This is a genomic window from Sphaerimonospora sp. CA-214678, from assembly GCF_050942215.1.
Classification (GTDB): domain Bacteria; phylum Actinomycetota; class Actinomycetes; order Streptosporangiales; family Streptosporangiaceae; genus Sphaerimonospora.
In genome coordinates this window covers 968,338-985,984 of record NZ_CP192056.1, presented here as the reverse complement: position 1 = coordinate 985,984, position 17,647 = coordinate 968,338, and the positions used below count along the sequence as shown (strand labels likewise).

Annotated in this window: 16 protein-coding genes and 1 pseudogene; 9 read left to right on the top strand and 8 right to left on the bottom strand. The window is 70.1% G+C overall.

Annotated elements, in window-relative coordinates:
* Window positions 1-99: 99 nt before the first annotated feature.
* Genes tsaE through ACQP1K_RS04710 form a run of 5 tightly spaced genes read right to left on the bottom strand, consistent with a single transcriptional unit; the run spans window position 100 to window position 4,835 of the window.
* Window positions 100-612, bottom strand: coding sequence for a tRNA (adenosine(37)-N6)-threonylcarbamoyltransferase complex ATPase subunit type 1 TsaE (gene tsaE / locus ACQP1K_RS04730; RefSeq protein ID WP_433499636.1), 513 nt, complete (start codon window positions 610-612; stop codon window positions 100-102).
* Window positions 609-1,661: an alpha/beta hydrolase gene (locus ACQP1K_RS04725; protein ID WP_433499635.1), complete on the bottom strand. Its 1,053-nt coding sequence runs from the start codon at window positions 1,659-1,661 to the stop codon at window positions 609-611. Before ACQP1K_RS04725 ends, tsaE begins: the two co-directional genes overlap by 4 nt.
* Before the next feature lie 24 nt (window positions 1,662-1,685).
* Complete coding sequence (alr, locus tag ACQP1K_RS04720) at window positions 1,686-2,846, bottom strand: alanine racemase (protein ID WP_433499634.1); 1,161 nt, start codon at window positions 2,844-2,846, stop codon at window positions 1,686-1,688.
* Window positions 2,847-2,897: 51 nt separating this feature from the next.
* On the bottom strand, window positions 2,898-4,427 hold the full coding sequence (locus ACQP1K_RS04715; protein ID WP_433499633.1) for an NAD(P)H-hydrate dehydratase: 1,530 nt from the start codon (window positions 4,425-4,427) through the stop codon (window positions 2,898-2,900).
* 54 nt (window positions 4,428-4,481) lie between these two features.
* On the bottom strand, window positions 4,482-4,835 hold the full coding sequence (locus ACQP1K_RS04710; protein WP_433499632.1) for a holo-ACP synthase: 354 nt from the start codon (window positions 4,833-4,835) through the stop codon (window positions 4,482-4,484).
* 190 nt (window positions 4,836-5,025) lie between these two features.
* Between ACQP1K_RS04710 and coaA the strand changes: the two genes are divergently transcribed.
* The 7 genes from coaA to ACQP1K_RS04675 all read left to right on the top strand — a co-directional run bounded on the left by coaA (window position 5,026) and on the right by ACQP1K_RS04675 (window position 12,517).
* Window positions 5,026-5,949, top strand: a complete 924-nt coding sequence (coaA, locus tag ACQP1K_RS04705) for a type I pantothenate kinase (RefSeq protein WP_433499631.1) — start codon at window positions 5,026-5,028, stop codon at window positions 5,947-5,949.
* 107 nt (window positions 5,950-6,056) lie between these two features.
* Window positions 6,057-6,998 (top strand): ABC transporter ATP-binding protein, encoded by a 942-nt coding sequence (locus ACQP1K_RS04700; RefSeq protein WP_433499630.1) that lies wholly within the window; start codon window positions 6,057-6,059, stop codon window positions 6,996-6,998.
* Window positions 6,995-7,864: an ABC transporter permease gene (locus tag ACQP1K_RS04695; RefSeq protein WP_433499629.1), complete on the top strand. Its 870-nt coding sequence runs from the start codon at window positions 6,995-6,997 to the stop codon at window positions 7,862-7,864. The genes ACQP1K_RS04700 and ACQP1K_RS04695 overlap by 4 nt, the downstream gene beginning before the upstream one ends.
* Window positions 7,861-8,826 carry an ABC transporter ATP-binding protein gene (locus ACQP1K_RS04690; RefSeq protein WP_433499628.1) on the top strand — a complete coding sequence of 322 codons (966 nt, stop codon included), beginning with the start codon at window positions 7,861-7,863 and terminating at the stop codon, window positions 8,824-8,826. Before ACQP1K_RS04695 ends, ACQP1K_RS04690 begins: the two co-directional genes overlap by 4 nt.
* On the top strand, window positions 8,823-9,539 hold the full coding sequence (locus ACQP1K_RS04685; RefSeq protein ID WP_433499627.1) for an ABC transporter permease: 717 nt from the start codon (window positions 8,823-8,825) through the stop codon (window positions 9,537-9,539). Before ACQP1K_RS04690 ends, ACQP1K_RS04685 begins: the two co-directional genes overlap by 4 nt.
* Before the next feature lie 363 nt (window positions 9,540-9,902).
* A complete protein-coding gene (gene lysS / locus ACQP1K_RS04680; RefSeq protein WP_433499626.1) occupies window positions 9,903-11,600 on the top strand; it encodes a lysine--tRNA ligase in 1,698 nt (565 codons plus the stop codon).
* An 86-nt stretch (window positions 11,601-11,686) separates the two neighbouring features.
* A complete protein-coding gene (locus ACQP1K_RS04675) occupies window positions 11,687-12,517 on the top strand; it encodes a phosphoribosylaminoimidazolesuccinocarboxamide synthase (RefSeq protein ID WP_433499625.1) in 831 nt (276 codons plus the stop codon).
* A gap of 321 nt (window positions 12,518-12,838) precedes the next feature.
* Here the strand turns inward: ACQP1K_RS04675 and glmM are convergent.
* The 3 genes and pseudogenes from glmM to rplM all read right to left on the bottom strand — a co-directional run.
* Window positions 12,839-14,188: pseudogene (glmM, locus tag ACQP1K_RS04670) on the bottom strand (phosphoglucosamine mutase); the annotation flags it as partial.
* 74 nt (window positions 14,189-14,262) lie between these two features.
* Entirely contained in the window at window positions 14,263-14,784 is a 522-nt protein-coding gene (rpsI, locus tag ACQP1K_RS04665; protein ID WP_433499624.1) for a 30S ribosomal protein S9, read from the bottom strand.
* Between the two features lie 30 nt (window positions 14,785-14,814).
* The gene (rplM, locus tag ACQP1K_RS04660) at window positions 14,815-15,258 is read right to left on the bottom strand and encodes a 50S ribosomal protein L13 (protein WP_433499623.1); all 444 of its coding nucleotides are present in this window, start codon (window positions 15,256-15,258) and stop codon (window positions 14,815-14,817) included.
* Window positions 15,259-15,636: 378 nt separating this feature from the next.
* Between rplM and ACQP1K_RS04655 the strand changes: the two genes are divergently transcribed.
* Window positions 15,637-16,365 (top strand): CAP domain-containing protein, encoded by a 729-nt coding sequence (locus ACQP1K_RS04655; protein ID WP_433499622.1) that lies wholly within the window; start codon window positions 15,637-15,639, stop codon window positions 16,363-16,365.
* 40 nt (window positions 16,366-16,405) lie between these two features.
* Window positions 16,406-17,551 (top strand): hypothetical protein, encoded by a 1,146-nt coding sequence (locus tag ACQP1K_RS04650; protein WP_433499621.1) that lies wholly within the window; start codon window positions 16,406-16,408, stop codon window positions 17,549-17,551.
* The last annotated feature ends 96 nt before the right edge of the window (window positions 17,552-17,647 follow it).

Genomic DNA, 17,647 nt, shown 5'->3' with positions numbered 1-17,647 from the left:
AAGCCGTTTACGCAGGTCGGGGCGCTTCGTGCAAGAAACTGCAAGATCACGAAAGCTGTTCGCCCAGGTCAGCCTGGATCCCTGCGAGCAACTACAAGATCACGGGCGAGGGAAGGGGGTGGTGGCCCAGCGGGGGCCGACGGGGGTCAGACGGATCATCCGCTCCTCGGCTTCGGCGGAATGCCCTGCCACGGAGCGCTCGTCGCCTTCCGCACGCTTGATGAGGATCTCCAGACGGTCCTCGGAAAGCCCCTCGACCAGGCCCTCGCCCCATTCGACGACGGTGACGGAGTCGGCCAGCGAGGCGTCGAGGTCGAGGTCGTCGATCTCCAGCGCGCCGCCGATCCGGTAGGCGTCCACATGCACCAGCGCCGGGCCGCCGGACAGCGACGGGTGGACCCGGGCGATCACGAACGTCGGCGACGTGATCGGGCCGCGTACCTTCAGCCCTTCGGCGAGGCCCTGCACGAGCGTGGTCTTTCCCGCGCCGAGCGGGCCGGTGAGCACGACGAGGTCGCCGGGGCCGAGGATGGCGGCGATCCGCGCGCCCAGTTCCCGTGTCTCCTCGGCGGTCGCCGCCCGGAACTCCAGGGACGCCGGCATATCGGTCATTCGTTCCCCCGTTCTGCTCGCTTCAGCAGCTCGCGCAGTGCTTCGTTGACGAGGTCCGGCCGTTCGAGCTGGACCATGTGAGATGTGTCCGGCACGGTGGTGAGCCGCGCGGTCGGTACGGCGGCCGCGATCGCCCGGCTGTGATCGACCGGAGTCAGCCAGTCGCGCTCGCCTACGATGATCGCGGTCGGCACCTTGTTCAGCACGTCGAGCGCGGTCAGCTTGTCATGCGACATGAGCGCGGGATAGAAGTCGGCGATCACCTCGGACGGCGTGGCCCGGATCATCGACTCGACGAAGTCCACCAGGGTCGGGCTCACGCTCTTCGCGTCGCCGAAGGCGAGGTGGCGCAGCGCGAGGAAGGACAGGTCGGTCCCGGCCTCGCGGCCCCGGTCGACCAGCTCCCCGCGACGGCGCATCACCGAGACGGCCGACGGGATGGCGATGTGCACCGCCTTGGACACCAGGGCGGGCAGGCCGAGCGTGACCTCGGCCAGCTTTCCGGCGGAGGTCGAGATGAGCGACACCCCGCGTACCTTGTCGCCGAACAGCTCGGGCCGCCGTTCCGCGAGCGCCATGATGGTCATGCCGCCCATCGAGTGGCCGACCAGCACGCACGGTCCGGGGACCAGTTCCTCCAGGACGAGGGAGAGGTCCTCGCCAAGCCGGTCGATCGTGCAGTCGTCCGCCTGCGCCCGGGCCGAGGCGCCGTGACATCGCTGGTCCCACAGGACCAGTCGATGGGTGTCGCGCAGGTCGCGCCGCTGGTAGTGCCAGGAGTCCGAGGACAGGCAGTAGCCGTGGCACAGGACGACCGTGAGCGGGGCGTCCTCGACGCCGTCGACCTCAGCCTGGATCAACACCCCGTCGGAGGTCGTCAGCGTCACCGGACGTCCCCGCAGCTCACCGAAGGGCTCGCTCGCCTCCGGGTCGGGCCGCAGCCGGATCCGCCCGACGGCGTACCGCTTGGCGAGGGTGGCCACCGCCGCTCCGGCCGAAGCCGCACCGACGACCGCGCCAGCGATCCCGACCTTACGACGTGTGCCCATACCTGCCCTCCTCGCAACCGCGGCTCAGCGCCCGGCCGAGTGAACCCCGGCCAAGTGGACGCGGGGCACGCGGGATCCGATCCTCGTCACGATCTCATAGGTGATCGTGCCCAGGGAATCCGCCCAGTCCTGACATCTCGGCTCGCCGTCGTCCCCGGGCCCGAACAGGATCACCTCGTCGCCGGCCTCCGCCGCGTCGTCGCCCAGGTCGATGACGAACTGGTCCATGCACACCCGGCCGGCGATCCGCCGGCGCTTCCCAGCGGCCAGCACTTCGACCCGATTTGTACCAGATCGCATGATGCCGTCCGCATACCCGAGCGGAACGAGACCAAGCGTTGCCTCACGCTCCGTGACGTACAGATGACCGTAGGAAATGCCCGTGCCTGCGGGCACCCGCTTCACGTTCGCCAGCCGCGCGGTGAGGGTCATGGCCGGACGGAGTCCGAAATCGCCCTGATCGGGGACCGGGCTGAGGCCGTACGTCGCCAGGCCGGGACGGACCATGTCGTACCTGGCCTGCGGAAACGTCACGGTCGCCGCCGAGTTGGCGATGTGCCGGATCACGCCACTGGACACGCCCATGTCGTCCGCGACCGTGAGCGCCTCGTCGAAGACCGCGAGCTGCCGGTGGTTGGACGGGTGATCGGGCATGTCCGCGCAGGCGAAGTGCGACCAGATGCCGACGATCTCAATGGCGCCCTCGGCCTGTATGGCGAGCGCCTGCTTGACCAGCGACGGCCAGTCGGACGGTGACGCGCCGCCCCGGGACATCCCGGTGTCCACTTTGAGGTGCACGCCTACCGGCCGACCGGTGCGGCGGGCGGCCGCGGAGATCTCGTCGATCGCCCAGGGCGCCCCCGCCGACAGTTCGATGTCCCGCAGCGCCGCCTCGTCGAGCGGCTCTCCGGGAGTGATGAGCCACGCGAGGATCGGCGCGGCGACACCGGCCTCACGCAGCGCCAGAGCCTCGGGGAGAAGAGCGGTGCCGAGCCGGGAGACGCCCGCCTCGAGACAGGCCGCTGCGACGGCGGCGGCGCCATGGCCGTAACCGTCGGACTTGACGATCGCCATCATCTCCGCCGTCCCGGCGTGCTCGGCCAGGACCCCGAGGTTATGCCGTACCGCGCCCAGATCGACCCGTGCTTCGGCATGGGTGACCAGGCGCGTCGTCGAAGCGTTCACTTTCCCAGTCTGGCAGGTCGGCCGGACTGAACGGGACCTGCTCGCGGCCGATCAAAGGGCGCGCAGCGCCTCCGGGAGCGCCTGAGCCACGTCGAGAGCGGCGATCGGGGCCTCGCCACGCCCCGCCCGATCGCCACGCACCGCGAGGCCCGCCGCCAGGCCGTGGACATACGCGGCGCAGGAGGCCGCATCGTAACAGCCGAGCCCGCCGGCCAGCAGCGCCCCGGCGATGCCCGCCAGCACGTCGCCGGTGCCGCCGGTGGCCAGCCACGGCGTGCCCGTGGTGTTGACCCGCACGGGCCGGTCCTCCTCGGCGACCAGCGTGGTCGACCCCTTGAGCAGCACGGTCACGCCCAACTCGGCGGCGGCGCGCCGGACGTGCTCCAGCCGCCGCGCCTCGATCCGCTCCCGCGGCACGCCGAGCAGACGGGACAGCTCACCGGCGTGCGGAGTGATCAGGGTGGGGGCGTCCCGGCGCAGCAGCGACCGGTCGCGGGCGATCAGCGTCAGCCCGTCGGCGTCCACGAGCACCGGAACCCGGGTGGACAGCACGGCGCGGGCCACCGCGTGCGCCTCCGGACCGGTCCCCAGGCCCGGACCGAGCACCCACGCCTGCACCCGCCCGACCGCCTCGATGGGGTCTCCCGCGAGGGGATCGGCGATGACCGTGGTGACCGCCTCCGGCCAGCGCTCCCTGACGTGCCGCACCGGCTCGGCCGCACCCGCGAAGCGGACCAGGCCGGCCCCGGCCCGTACGGCTCCGCCGACCGCGAGCACGGCCGCGCCCGTGTACTGAGCGCTGCCCGCCGCGATGCCGACGACCCCGCGCCGGTATTTGTCGCTTTCGGCGCTCGGCCTGGGCAGCAGGTCGGCCACGTCATCGTCGGTCGGCGCGGCGACGTCGGGATCCGGAAGGTAGGGCCCGAGGCCGATGTCCACGAACTCCACGGCTCCGGCGAACCCGGCCCCCGGGTCGACGAGCAGACCGTTCTTGTACGCGCCGAAGGTCACGGTCACGTGGGCGCGCACCGCCGCGCCGTCCACCCGCCCGGTGCTCGCGTCGACCCCGCTCGGCACGTCCACCGCGACGACCAAACCGGGTGCCCGCGCGGTCATCTCGGCCAGCGTGGCGTACGGCTCACGCAGCGCCCCGCCGCCCCCGATGCCGACGAGCCCGTCCACGACGAGGTCGGCGACCCGGATCGATCCGCGGACCCGGATCGATCCGAGGATCTCCTCCTCGCCGCTCAGACCGCGCATGTCGATCACCCGGCCGCCGGCCGCCAGCAGCGCGGCCAGGCCGCTCTCGTGCGCGCGCGCCCCCGCGAGCACCGCCGTCACCCGTGCGCCCCGGCGGGCCAGCCGGACCCCGGCGTACAACGCGTCACCGCCGTTGTCCCCGCTGCCGACCAGGAGGACGACGTGGGAGCCGTACACCCGGCCGCAGGCCCCGGTGAGCAGCCCGGCGCACACGACGGCGAGCCCGGCGGCGGCACGCTCCATCAGCGTGCCCTCGGGCAGTCTCGCCAGCAGCGCCTGCTCGGCCGTACGGATCTGGTCTGAGGTGTAGGCGGTCCGCATGCGTCCGACGGTAGCCTCCCGCATACGAGATCGCGATCACCCTGTGGACGACGGTCACCCGGTCTCCGCGATCACGTACGCGACGGCCATGCCGCCGTCGTGGGACAGGGACACGTGCCATCTGGTGACGCCGAGGCCACCGGCCACCTCGGCCGCCCGGCCGGTGATCCGCAGCGCCGGCCTGCCGTGCTCGCCCGTGACGATCTCGGCGTCGAGGTGGCTCAAGCCGGGCGGTGCGCCGAGCGCCTTCGCGACCGCCTCCTTGGCGGCGAACCGCGCGGCCAGGGACGGCACCGCGAGGTCGCGCTCCGCCCCGGTGAACAGGCGGCAGCGCAGAGCGGGCGTGCGCTCCAGCGCGGCGGCGAAGCGGGCCACGTCCACCACGTCCACCCCGATGCCCACGATCACGCGGCCAGCGTACGCCGGGAAGGCCGGGGAACGGCGACGTGGAGGGCCGACGCGGAGAGAGCCGGTCAGGAGGAGGAACATTCCCCTTCCGGCGCCGGAGCAATCCATCGATTTTCGTCCACAGGCTGTGCATATGGCACGCGCGACCCCCCGGCGGCGGGCCTGGAGGCCGTGGGTACGCTTGGCCGACGTGGCAGATGGGGACGCATACGTCGAGCTCAGCCGGGAGCAGTGGCGCGACCGCCGGAAGAACACGCCGCTCACGCTGACCGAGGTGGAGCTGGCCGAGTTGCGCGGCGTCGACGATCCGATCGACCTCGCCGAGGTGACCGACATCTACCTGCCGCTCACCCGGCTGCTCAACCTGCACTTCACCGGCTCCCGGCAGCGCAGCGCCGCCGTCGGGGCGTTCCTGGGCGAGTCCGCCTCGCCGCTGCCGTACGTGCTGGGCATCGCGGGGAGCGTCGCGGTCGGCAAGTCGACCACGGCCCGCCTCCTGCACACGCTGCTGGCCCGCTGGCCCGAGCATCCGCGGGTCGACCTGATCACCACCGACAGCTTCCTCTACCCGAACAAGGTGCTGGAGGAGCGCGGGATCATGCATCGCAAGGGCTTCCCCGAGAGCTACGACAGGCGCGCGCTGGTGCGCTTCGTCGCCGCCGTCAAGGCGGGTAACCCGGCGGTGGACGCACCGGTCTACAGCCATCTGGAGTACGACATCGTGCCCGGCGCCGTGCAGACGGTGCGTCGTCCCGACATCCTCATCGTGGAGGGCCTCAACGTCCTGCAGCCGGCGCCGCCCGCCTCGCTCGCCGTGTGCGACTACTTCGACTTCTCGATCTATGTGGACGCCCGGGTCGAGGACGTCAGGAACTGGTACGTCGACCGCTTCCACAAGCTGCGCCGTACGGCCTTCGCCGACCCCAAGTCGTACTTCAACCACATCGCGGCGCTCTCCCACGAGGAGGCGACCGCGTTCGCCGAGAACGTGTGGCGCGACATCAACGAACGCAACCTGGTCGAGAACATCGCGCCCACCCGCGGCCGGGCCGGCCTGATCCTCAGGAAGGGGCCCGACCACTCCATCCGTCACGTACGGCTCCGCCGCACCTGAGCGAAGCCGCACCCGTGCGAGGCCACGCTCGAGCGGAGCCGTACCCGTGCGAGGCCACGCCTCGCGACGCCGCGCGCCGGGTCCACCCGCTGGGTAGGGTGCGGATCATGACAGCGAGCACATGCTTCGCGACCGAGGGCCTGACCAAACGCTTCCCCCGGGTCACGGCGCTCGACGGGCTGACGGTGTCGGCGGGCGCGGGGGTGACCGGCCTGGTCGGCGCCAACGGCGCGGGCAAATCGACGCTGATCAAGATCCTGCTCGGCCTCGCCGCCCCGACGTCGGGACGGGCCTCCGTCCTCGGCATGGACGCGCTCACCCAGGGCGCCCGGATCCGGCGGGAGGTGGGCTACATGCCCGAGCACGACTGCCTGCCGCCCGACATCTCGGCCACCGAGTTCGTGGTCCACATGGCCAGGATGTCCGGCCTGCCGCGTACGGCCGCCCGCGAACGCGCGGCCGACACGCTACGCCACGTGGGGCTCCAGGAGGAGCGCTACCGGCCCATCGGCGGCTACTCCACGGGCATGCGTCAGCGGGTCAAGCTCGCCCAGGCGCTCGTCCACGACCCTCGACTGATCTTCCTCGACGAGCCGACCAACGGCCTCGACCCGCAGGGCCGCGACGACATGCTCGCGCTGATCCGGCGCATCGGCACCGAGTTCGGCATCAGCGTGCTGGTCACCTCGCACCTGCTGGGCGAGCTGGAGCGGGTCTGCGACCACGTCATCGTGATCGACGGCGGGCGGCTGCTGCGTTCGTCGGCCATCCGGGAGTTCACCCAGACCACGCACGCGGTGGCCGTCGAGGTGGAGGACGGGCTGGAGTCCCTGGCAGAGCGCCTCGGCCGGATGGGCGAGGCCGTGGCCGTACAGGGCAGGCTGCTGACCGTGCAGGTGCCGGCGGACGCCGATCCGGCCCGTACGTTCGACGCGGTGCGCGACGCCGTCTGCGATCTCGACCTCCATCTCGTCCGGCTGGAACAGCGCCGCGGCCGCATCGAGGATGTGTTCAGGGAACCCGTGCCGAAGGAGCCGGTGACGTCATGAGCTCCGAGCCGACCGCGGTCATCCACGACATCGGATACCGCCGCTACGAGGGCGCGCGGCAGGGGCGTGCCGCCGCCGTGTACGCGCTGGCCGTACACAGCCTCCGCGGCGCGTTCGGCCTCGGCCGTCCGGCCCGCGCCAAGATCATCCCATTCCTGCTGGTGGTCATCATGCTGCTGCCCGCGGCGGTGACGATCGCCGCCATGGCCTACCTGAAGCAGCCGGGGGTGGGCATGCGCTATCCGACGTACGCGGTCGTCATGCAGGCCGTCGTCGCGATCTTCATGGCCGCGCAGTCGCCGTACCTGGTCGCACCCGACCTGCGGTTCCGCGTGCTGCCGCTTTACCTGTCCCGCCCGCTCGGCGTCGCCGACTACGTGATCGCCAAGGTGGCCGCGCTGACGGTGGCGATCTTCCTGCTGGTGGCCGTACCGCTCACGCTCCTGTTCGCCGGCGAGCTGCTCGTCGACCCACCGGGGCCGCCGCTCACCGGGGAGTACGCCGCCGCGATGGGCGGCGCGGTCATCCTGGCCCTGCTGCTCGCGCTGATCGGCATCGCGCTGGCGTCCGTCACACCGCGCCGGGGGCTGGGCGTGGCGTCCGTGATCGCGTTCTATCTGTTCACCTCGGCCGTGTCCGGCGTGTTCTACCTCGTCCTGTCCGCCACCGGGCGGGACGCCACCGCCGCCTGGGCGTTGCTGATCAACCCGTTCTTCCTGGTCGAAGCCGTACAGTCCGCGCTGTTCGACGTCGACGCCTCGAACGTCTACCCGCACGGACCCTGGTCGTTCCTGATCCTGGTGGCCGTGCTCGCCCTCGCGGCGGCCGGCATCCTCCTGCGCTACCGGAAGGCCGCCTCCGCATGACCACGACCATCCCCCCCACGACCACCCGGCAGGGCGTCATCCAGCTCGGCCAGGTGTCCCGCTGGTACGGCAACGTCGTCGCGGTCAACGACGTCACGATGACGATCGGGCCCGGCGTCACCGGCCTGCTCGGCCCCAACGGCGCGGGCAAGTCCACGCTGCTGCACATGATGGCGGGCTTCCTCGCCCCCTCGACCGGTACGGCCACGCTGAACGGGCGGCCGATCTGGCGCAACCACGAGATCTACCGGCTGATCGGCCTGGTCCCCGAGAAGGAGGCGGTATACGGCTTCCTGACCGGCTGGCAGTTCGTGCTCTCGGCCGCCCGGCTGCACCGGCTGCCCTCTCCGGCGGAGGCCGCCCTGCGCGCGCTCGACCTGGTGGAGATGACCGCCGCCAAGGACCGCAGGATCGAGACCTACTCCAAGGGCATGCGGCAGCGGGTCAAGGTGGCCGCCGCCCTGGTGCACGACCCGATGGTGCTGCTCCTCGACGAGCCGTTCAACGGCATGGACCCCCGGCAGCGGATGCACCTCATGGACCTGGTGCGCGACATGGGCCGGTCGGGCCGTACGATCCTGTTCAGCTCGCACATCCTGGAAGAGGTCGAGCGGGTCGCCGAGCAGATCGAGGTGCTGGTCGCCGGACGGCACGCGGCGTCGGGCGACTACCGCGAGATCCGGCGCCGGATGACCGACCGGCCGCACCTGTTCCGCGTCAGGTCGAGCGACGACCGCCGCCTGGCCGCCGCGCTGATCTCGGACTCCTCCTCCGGCGCCGTCGCGCTCACAGGACAGGGCCTCGAGATCCAGACGGTGGACTTCCACCGCTTCACCGGGCTGCTGCCCAAGGTCGCCCGCGACATCGGCGTCCACCTCTGGCAGGTCTCCCCCACGGACGAGGACCTGGAGAGCGTCTTCTCGTACCTGATCTCCGGCCCGACCTCTGGAGGATCCCGATGAACCCCGTGGTCGCCGGCATCACCTACCGCGCGATGCTCGGGCGCAAGCGGATCTGGCTGCTGGTGCTGCTGCCGCTGGCGCTGATCGCCATGGCCGCGCTGCTCAGGGTGATCGACGGGCCGGACGAGCACACCGCCGTGATCCTGATGAGGACGTTCGCCATCGGCACGATGCTGCCGCTGCTCGGGCTGATCGCGGGAACCGGTGTGATCGCGCCGGAGATCGAGGACGGCACGATCATCCACCTGCTGGCCAAGCCGATCTCCCGGCCGGTGATCGCGGTGACGAAGTTCGCCGTCGCCGCGTCGCTCCTCATCGTGTTCGCCGCGCTGCCGACCTTCGTCGCCGCCTACCTGCTCACCGGTCAGGAGTCGGGGGTCGCGTACGGTTTCACCCTCGGAGCCGTCTTCGGGGGCGTGGCCTACGCCGCGGTGTTCCTGCTGCTGGGGGTGGTGACCCGGCACGCCGTGACGGTGGGGGTGATCTACGCCCTGGTCTGGGAGGGCGTCGTCGGGGGCTACGTCCCGGGGGCGCGCAAGTTCTCCATCCAGCAGTGGGCCCAGTCGGTCGCCGACCACTTCTCGACATCGCCCTTCTTCTCCACCGACGTCACGCTCGGCTTCGCCGTACCGGCGATGGTCGTCGTGACGGTCGGCGCGCTGCTGTGGGCAGGCCACCGCCTGCGCGGCCTCTCCCTGACCGGCGACGACTGATCCCCTCTCAAGAAACCTCAAACACCCCCCGTGATCTTGCGATTCCTCGCAGATTCGCCCACGGACCTGCGCAATCACCTGTCGTGATCTTGCAGAAACTCGCACACATGGCCAATGACCAGGGAAGACATCATTCGTGATCTTGCACTGCAAGATCACGAACGATGAAACCCCAGATCAACGCGGCAAGAAGCGAGTTTCTGCAAGATCACGCCATGCGTTTTGGCACGTCACCGGTGATCCCTGCGAGAATTCGCAAGATCACGGCTGGAAGTCGTCGGGGCGAAAGACGACTACGCTAGGGGATTGATTCCGGGGCGTCACAGCGGATACGCCTGGTTGTCGAGGAAGGACACGCCGACAGTGGCTCGTAGCATCGAGGCCGACTGGGTCTCTCGTTTCGCGGATGAGGTCATCGCCGAAGCGGAGCGGCGCGCACCGGGCAAAACAATCGTCTGCGCGTCCGGACTGAGCCCGTCCGGGCCGATCCACCTGGGCAATCTCCGCGAGGTCATGACCCCGCACCTGGTGGCGGACGAGATCCGGCGTCGGGGCCACGACTGCGAGCACATCATCTCCTGGGATGACTTCGACCGGTTCCGCAAGGTCCCCGCGGGCATCGACGAGGCCTGGAACGAGCACATCGGCAAGCCGCTGACCTCGGTGCCGGCTCCTCCCGGGAGCACCTATCCGAACTGGGCGGAACACTTCAAGGCCGCCATGGCCGCCGCGCTGGCCGAGCTGGGCGTCGAATACCGGGGCATCAGCCAGACCCGGATGTACACCTCCGGCGCCTATCGGGAGCAGATCCTCCTCGCGATGCGCGAGCGCGGCAGGATCGACGCGATCCTGGCCCAGTATCGGACCAAGCCCAAGGCGACCAAGGTGATCACGGACGCCGACGAGGCCGCCGCGATGGAGGGGTCGGGCGCGGCCGGTGAGGACGACGGCTCGGCGGCGACCGGCTACTTCCCCTACAAGCCGTACTGCTCGGTGTGCGACCGCGACCTGACCACGGTCACCTCCTACGACGACGACACCACCGCGCTGTCCTACACCTGCGTCTGCGGGCATGACGAGACCGTGCTGCTGTCCGAGCACGACCGGGGCAAGCTGGTGTGGAAGGTCGACTGGCCGATGCGCTGGGCCTACGAGGGCGTCGTGTTCGAGCCCTCCGGGGTCGACCACAGCTCCCCCGGATCGTCGTTCGTCGTCGGCGGTCAGATCATTCGGGACGTCTTCAAGGCCGACCAGCCCATCGGGCCGATGTACGCGTTCGTCGGCATCTCGGGCATGGCCAAGATGAGCAGCTCAAGAGGCGGCGTGCCGACCCCGGGCGACGCGCTGCAGATCATGGAGCCGCCGCTGCTCCGCTGGATGTACGCCCGCCGTCGGCCGAACCAGTCCTTCAAGATCGCTTTCGATCAGGAGGTCCAGCGGATGTACGACGAGTGGGACTCACTCGTCAGGAAGGTCACGGAGGGTACGGCACAGCCGGCCGACACCGCAGCCTACCAGCGCTCGATCGGCACAGCCTCCGGCCTGCTCCCGACCACGCCGCGACCGCTGTCGTACCGCACCCTGGCCTCGATCGTGGACATCACCACCGGCGACGAAGAGCAGACCCTGCGCATCCTGCGCGACCTCGACCCGGACAACCCGGTGGCCTCCCTGGACGAGGTCCGGCCCCGGCTCGACCGCGCCGAGCGGTGGATCACCACGCAGGTCCCGGCCGAGCAGCGCACCCAGGTCCGCGAGAACCCGGACGTCGAACTGCTGAACTCGCTGAGCGAGACCGAGCGCGAGTCGCTGCGCATCCTGCTGGACGGCCTCGACGAGCACTGGTCGCTCGACGGCCTGACCACGCTCGTGTACGGCGTGCCGAAGATCCAGGCGGGCCTCTCCCCCGACGCCAAGCCCACCCCCGAGCTGAAGACCGCGCAGCGCGCGTTCTTCGCCCTGCTCTACAAGCTGCTCGTGGGCCGCGACACCGGACCCCGGCTGCCGACCCTGCTGCTCGCCGTCGGCGCCGACCGCGTACGGAAACTGCTCACCGTCTGACCTGGACATGAGGTGGGGCGGGCATGGCCGTAATCTGTCGTTGATCCATCTGACGACAACATGTGTGCGGAAGAGCGGGAACCACAGTGAAGCTGATCCACTCGGGCAAGGTCCGGGACGTCTACGAGGACCGCGGAGACATCATCCTCGTCGCGTCGGACCGGGTGTCCGTCTATGACGTGATCCTGCCCACGCCCATCCCGGACAAGGGCAAGGTGCTCACGCGGCTCTCGCTGTGGTGGTTCGAGCAGCTCGCCGACATCGTGCCGAACCACATCGTCTCCGCCACGGACGTGCCGGCGGAGTTCGCCGGCCGAGCCGTACGATGCCGCAGGCTGGACATGATCCCGGTCGAGTGCATCGCCCGCGGCTATCTCGCGGGCATGGGACTGAAGGAGTACGAACGCGACGGCTCGGTGTCGGGCGTGCCGCTGCCGGCCGGGCTCCTGGAGGGGTCGCGGCTCCCCGAGCCGATCTTCACTCCCACCACCAAGGCCCAGCTCGGAGCGCACGACGAGTTCATCACGTTCGACGACGTGATGAGCCAGGAAGGCTCCGACGTCGCCGCGGAGCTCCGCCGGATCACGCTGGAGATCTACCGGCGCGGCGCGGAGATCGCCCGCGAACGCGGGGTCATCATCGCGGACACCAAGCTGGAGTTCGGCCGGGACTCCGACGGCAGGCTCGTGCTCGGGGACGAGGTGCTCACCCCGGACTCCTCGCGGTTCTGGCCGCTGGACGACTGGAAGCCGGGCCGCCCGCAGTTCGCGTTCGACAAGCAGTACGTCCGCGACTGGGCGACCGGCACCGGCTGGGACAAGACCTCACCGGCCCCGGAGGTCCCGCAGGAGGTCGTCGACGTGACCCGGGCCCGCTACATCGAGGCGTACGAACGCATCACCGGGCGATCCTGGTAAGGCCGGGGCGAACTCGAAAGTCACCGCGCCGAGGTCGGCCTGGACCTTCTGGAGGTCATGCCGCTGGTTCGGGCGCCGCCGGCGGCTTGCCTCACCAGAGGCCGGCGGCTTCGAGGCGACCACCGCGCTTATGACGCCCTTTACCTCGCCCTCGCGGAGTCGCTCTCGTGTCCGCTCGTCACCAGCGATGCTCGAAGGGCCAAGGGCAATGGCGCGCGGTGCCAGGTCGAGGTCTTCTCCTAGACCAGGCCGAACCGCTCAGGGGAAGTGAAGGTTCGTGAGCGGTTCGGCAGTTGGTCAGGGCATGCTCCGAAAACTCGACTAGCCGCAGACCGTACGGACGATCTCGGCGAGGCGGTTCGCCACGGAGGCGGCCCGCTCGTACGACTCGGCCTCGACCATGACACGGATGATGGGCTCGGTCCCGCTCGGCCTGAGCAGCACCCGGCCGGCGTCGCCCAGCTCCGCCTCGGCCTTCTCCACGGCGACGCGCAGCTCTGGCGCGGCGGCCTTCGACTTGGTCACGTCGCGGACGTTGACCAGCACCTGCGGCATCTTGGTCATCACCGCGGCCAGCTCGGCCAGGGAACGCCCCGACCTCGCCACCTCGGCGATCAGATGGAGCGAGGTCAGCAGGCCGTCACCGGTGGTGGCGTGATCCAGCATGATCACGTGGCCTGACTGCTCCCCGCCCAGGTTGTAGCCGCCCTTCTGCATGGCCTCCAGGACGTACCGGTCGCCCACCGCGGTCTCCACCGTCACCAGACCGGCGTTCCGCAGCGCCATCTTGAAGCCGAGATTGGACATCACGGTGGCGACGACGGTGTCCCCGGCCAGGCGGCCGTCGGCATGCATGGCCAGGGCCAGGATCGCCATGATCTGGTCGCCGTCGATCTCCTCGCCGGCACCGGTCACCGCCAGGCACCGGTCCGCGTCCCCGTCGTAGGCGACCCCCAGATCGGCGCCGCGCTCGACGACGACCTCCTTGAGGGTGTCCAGGTGGGTGGAGCCCGCCCCGTCGTTGATGTTCAGGCCGTCCGGGGCTGCCCCGATGGTCTCGACCTCGGCGCCCGCGCGCAGCAGCGCCTCGGGAGCGACCATGTGCGCGGCCCCATGGGCGCAGTCGACGATGACGCGCAACCCGTCGAGGCGGTGCGGCAGGGTGGTCAGCAGGTGCGAGACATACCGATCGGCCTCGCCGTAAGCGTCCCGGACCCGGCCGACGGACGAACCGATCGGGCGGTCCCACTTCTCCCCGAGCCGCCGTTCTATCTCGTTCTCGACCGCGTCGGGCAGCTTGTAGCCACCCCGGGTGAAGAACTTGATCCCATTGTCGACCGCGGGATTGTGCGAGGCGGAGAGCATGACACCGAGGTCGGCTCCCAGCGCCGAGGTGAGATACGCGACAGCCGGGGTGGGCAGCACGCCCAGCCGGAGCACGTCCACACCGGACGACGCGAGGCCGGCGACCACGGCGGCCTCGAGGAATTCCCCCGAGGCTCGCGGGTCCCGGCCTACGACGGCCATCGGGCGGCCGCGCCGCCCGACGCTGGCGTGGAACGCACCGGCATCACCGAGGACGTGAGCCGCCGCCACGGACAGATCCATGGTCAGCTCGGCCGTGAGATCGCGACCCGCGACCCCACGTACCCCGTCGGTGCCGAAGAGGCGACCCCTGTAGGAGTCGCTCCCGGACCCCGAAGAACTTCCGCAGGAGTCGCCTGCTGGCTCCTGAGACACCACTACTAGCGCTTGCTGTACTGCGGAGCCTTACGGGCCTTCTTGAGACCGTACTTCTTCCGCTCCGTGGCGCGGGCGTCACGGGTGAGGAAGCCGGCCTTCTTCAGCGGCGGGCGGTTGACCTCGACGTCCAGCAGGGCGAGCGCGCGGGACAGCCCCATGCGCAGCGCACCGGCCTGGCCGGTCACCCCGCCGCCGTCGATGCGGGCGATGACGTCGAACGCACCCTCGGCGCCGAGCACGACGAACGGCTCGTTGACGATCTGCTGGTGGACCTTGTTCGGGAAGTAGGCGTCGAGAGAACGCCCGTTGATCGTCCACTTTCCGGTGCCCGGCACGATCCGGACCCGGGCGATGGCCTGCTTGCGGCGGCCGGTGCCGTACGAGTTGCCGGTGGTGATGGGCTGACGGACGGTGCCGTCGCCGGCGGGAGCGGACTCAGTGGTGTACTCGGAGGGGAACTCCTCCGTGGAAAGGTCTTCCTGCTCGCCCTCGACGAGCGTCTCGATACCGGTGGGCTCGGCCACGGTTCTCCTCTAACTTTCCTGGCTCGGCGATTACTGGGCGATCTGGGTGATCTGGTACGGCACCGGCTGCTGGGCCTGGTGCGGGTGCTCGGGGCCGGCGTAGACCTTGAGCTTCTTCGCCATCTTCCGGCCGAGCGAGTTCTTGGGCAGCATGCCGCGGACGGCCTTCTCGACAGCCCGGTCCGGACGCTTCTCCATGAGTTCGCCGTAGGTGACGGCGCGGAGACCGCCGGGGTAGCCCGAGTGGCGGTAGGCCTTCTTCTGCTGAAGCTTGTTGCCGGACAGGGCGACCTTGTCGGCGTTGACGACGATGACGAAGTCACCGGTGTCGACATGCGGGGCGAAGATCGGCTTGTGCTTGCCACGGAGCAGGGTCGCTACCTGACTGGCCAGCCGGCCGAGCACGACGTCGGTGGCGTCGATGACGTACCACTGACGCTCGACGTCGTTGGGCTTCGGTGAGAACGTGCGCACGGCAGTGCTGCCTTCTGTCGGGATGTGTACACTCGGTAGGTTGCGCAGGCACGGCACAGCACAACCTCCGTCTCCACATGTACGGGAGAAGACGCCGGACGCGCCGTGCACCGGTCCGCACGGCAGACCGATCCACACACAACGAACTAGCAGACTACCGACCCCGCGGCTCGTGGTCAAAACAGGCCGCCGGTCCGTCTCCCGAGCGCGAAGGCTACTCCGCGGATACGCTCTGCCGCACGGTCACCTGCAGAACGTTCTCAAATCCATATCTCACGCCACTACCTCCCCATCCGCCAGATCCCTATATTTGACTGCGGTATGTGGCAGACCCCTCACAACCGGCATACCCAACGGATGCCCCCGCGCGGCACTCTTTTGGGTCTGCTCGCATGCTCGACGGCGATCCTGCTGGTCGGCGTCGTCATCGGCCGTGCCACCTCGCCGGGTGAGGACATCGACGACGTCTACCTGCGCAACCAGGCCCCCTCCCCCACTCCGGCGGAGAGCACGCAGGCGCCCTCCCCCCGCAAGGACCGTCCGCCGCTGGACCATGTGCTGCGTACCGACGCGCCCAAACCCGCCAAGACCTCCTCGCCTCCCCGTACGCGCTCGCGCCGGCCCTCCAACATGATCGACGGATCGAACGGCGACAGCCCGCAGTGGAGCACGTTCGGCCCCGGGAGCACCGGCGAGACGTTCGACGGCGGCATCAGGCCGGACGCCTTCCCCTCACTGGAGCGGGAGGTCGTGCGGCTGGTCAACGCCGAACGCGCCAGGCGCGGCTGCTCGGCGCTGCGGATGGACCGCCGCCTGATCAGGTCGGCCCGCGCCCACTCCGCCGAAATGGCGGCTGCCAACCATTTCGCCCACTCCTCCCCGGACGGCTCCACGCCCTGGGACCGCATGGCCGCCGCCGGATACACCAACAGCGGCGCGGAGATCATCGCTCGCGGCTACCAGACCGCGCAGGAGGTCGTCCGGGGCTGGATGGCCGACCGCCGGGACCGCGCGACCCTCCTCAACTGCCGTCTGGTGGCCACCGGCGTCGGGGTGAACATGGGACCAGGCGGCCCCTGGTGGACCGAGGACTTCGGTTATTCCTGAGCGTTCCTCCCGTATCCGGTCAGCCGACTAATCTCGGGGCATGGGTTACCCCGGCGACCAGCAACCACCCCGCCAGCCGCCTCCAGCGCCTTTCGCGCCCCCACCAGGAAGGCGGGGCTCATCCCCCTATGGCGACGCCTCGCCCTACGGCAACACCTCCCCCTACGGCGGCACCGCTCAGCGGCCGTACGGCGACGGGCCGCACGGCGGCGTCGAATCGCCGCATGGTGCGCCGTCTTATGACAACCCCTACGGGAATCCCTATGGGAATCCCCACGAGCAGCCGCGGGATCCGCGGGAGAACCCGGGCGGGGAAGCCCCGCGAGGACGGCGTGAGGAGATCGGGGAGGGCTCGCCGTACGCCGGCCGGCGCCGGGACCGGACGGGCCAGACCGGTGAGACGGCCGCCGTCCCCCCGGCCGCGGAGCCTCCCCGCCCGGAGGCCGCCGAATGGGATCCGTACGCGCCGGCTCCCCTGTGGCGCCGGCCCATCGTGCTGGGCGGCGTCCTGCTCGCCATGATCGGCGCGCTCTTCCTCGGTCTGTGGGTCGCCGCGCGCAGCGAGAAGCCGCCGCCGCCACGTGTCCTCCCGACGCCGACCACCGTCATTCCCGAGGCGCCCAAGGGCAAGTACGGCTATGCCGGCTCGCGCACCACGGACAAGATGCCGCTCACGGTCAAGGAGATCTTCGGCGCGAAGAAGTTCCGCAGCAATGGCCGGTCGTACGTCATGACCGTGCGGCGCAAGGAGAAGACCTGCGACGACGGGGTCACCGGCGAGAGCATCAAGAAGGCGCTGAAGGCGGGCAGATGCACCCAGCTCATCCGGGCTAGCTTCGCCGGCGCCAAGGGCACGATCATCGGAACGGTCGGCGTCGCCAACCTCAGGACCTCGACCCATGCCAAGAAGGTCACCTCGGCGGGAGGCGGGGGCGAGCGCAAGGACTACCTCAAGCCGCTGCCGGGCACCGACGACGCCACCAAGCAACTGGGCGGTGTCGGAGAGGCCTACGCGGGCGGTTGGGCGTACGGGCACTATGCCGTATTGCTGTGGTTCCAGTTCAAGGACGGCCACAAGCCCACCAAGGCCGAGCTGAAACGGCTGTACCAGGCGGCCTCCGACATCACCGACAAGACCGTCTTCCCGGCCCTTGAGCACCGCTCGCTGACGGGACACCGAGACTGAGATCCCCGGTCAGGGCATCGTCGACCGCGTCGGCGCCGAGAGGCGTACGGCCGCCCGTGCCGACGCAGAAACGCCCATAGCGGCACGTCGATCTCG

Coding starts and splice junctions, on each gene's coding strand:
- ACQP1K_RS04725 (WP_433499635.1), bottom strand. CDS start 1,661: ATGGGCACACGTCGTAAGGTCGGGATCGCTGGCGCGGTCGTCGGTGCG.
- ACQP1K_RS04650 (WP_433499621.1), top strand. CDS start 16,406: ATGGGTTACCCCGGCGACCAGCAACCACCCCGCCAGCCGCCTCCAGCG.
- ACQP1K_RS04700 (WP_433499630.1), top strand. CDS start 6,057: ATGACAGCGAGCACATGCTTCGCGACCGAGGGCCTGACCAAACGCTTC.
- tsaE (WP_433499636.1), bottom strand. CDS start 612: ATGACCGATATGCCGGCGTCCCTGGAGTTCCGGGCGGCGACCGCCGAG.
- ACQP1K_RS04690 (WP_433499628.1), top strand. CDS start 7,861: ATGACCACGACCATCCCCCCCACGACCACCCGGCAGGGCGTCATCCAG.
- ACQP1K_RS04715 (WP_433499633.1), bottom strand. CDS start 4,427: ATGCGGACCGCCTACACCTCAGACCAGATCCGTACGGCCGAGCAGGCG.
- ACQP1K_RS04695 (WP_433499629.1), top strand. CDS start 6,995: ATGAGCTCCGAGCCGACCGCGGTCATCCACGACATCGGATACCGCCGC.
- ACQP1K_RS04685 (WP_433499627.1), top strand. CDS start 8,823: ATGAACCCCGTGGTCGCCGGCATCACCTACCGCGCGATGCTCGGGCGC.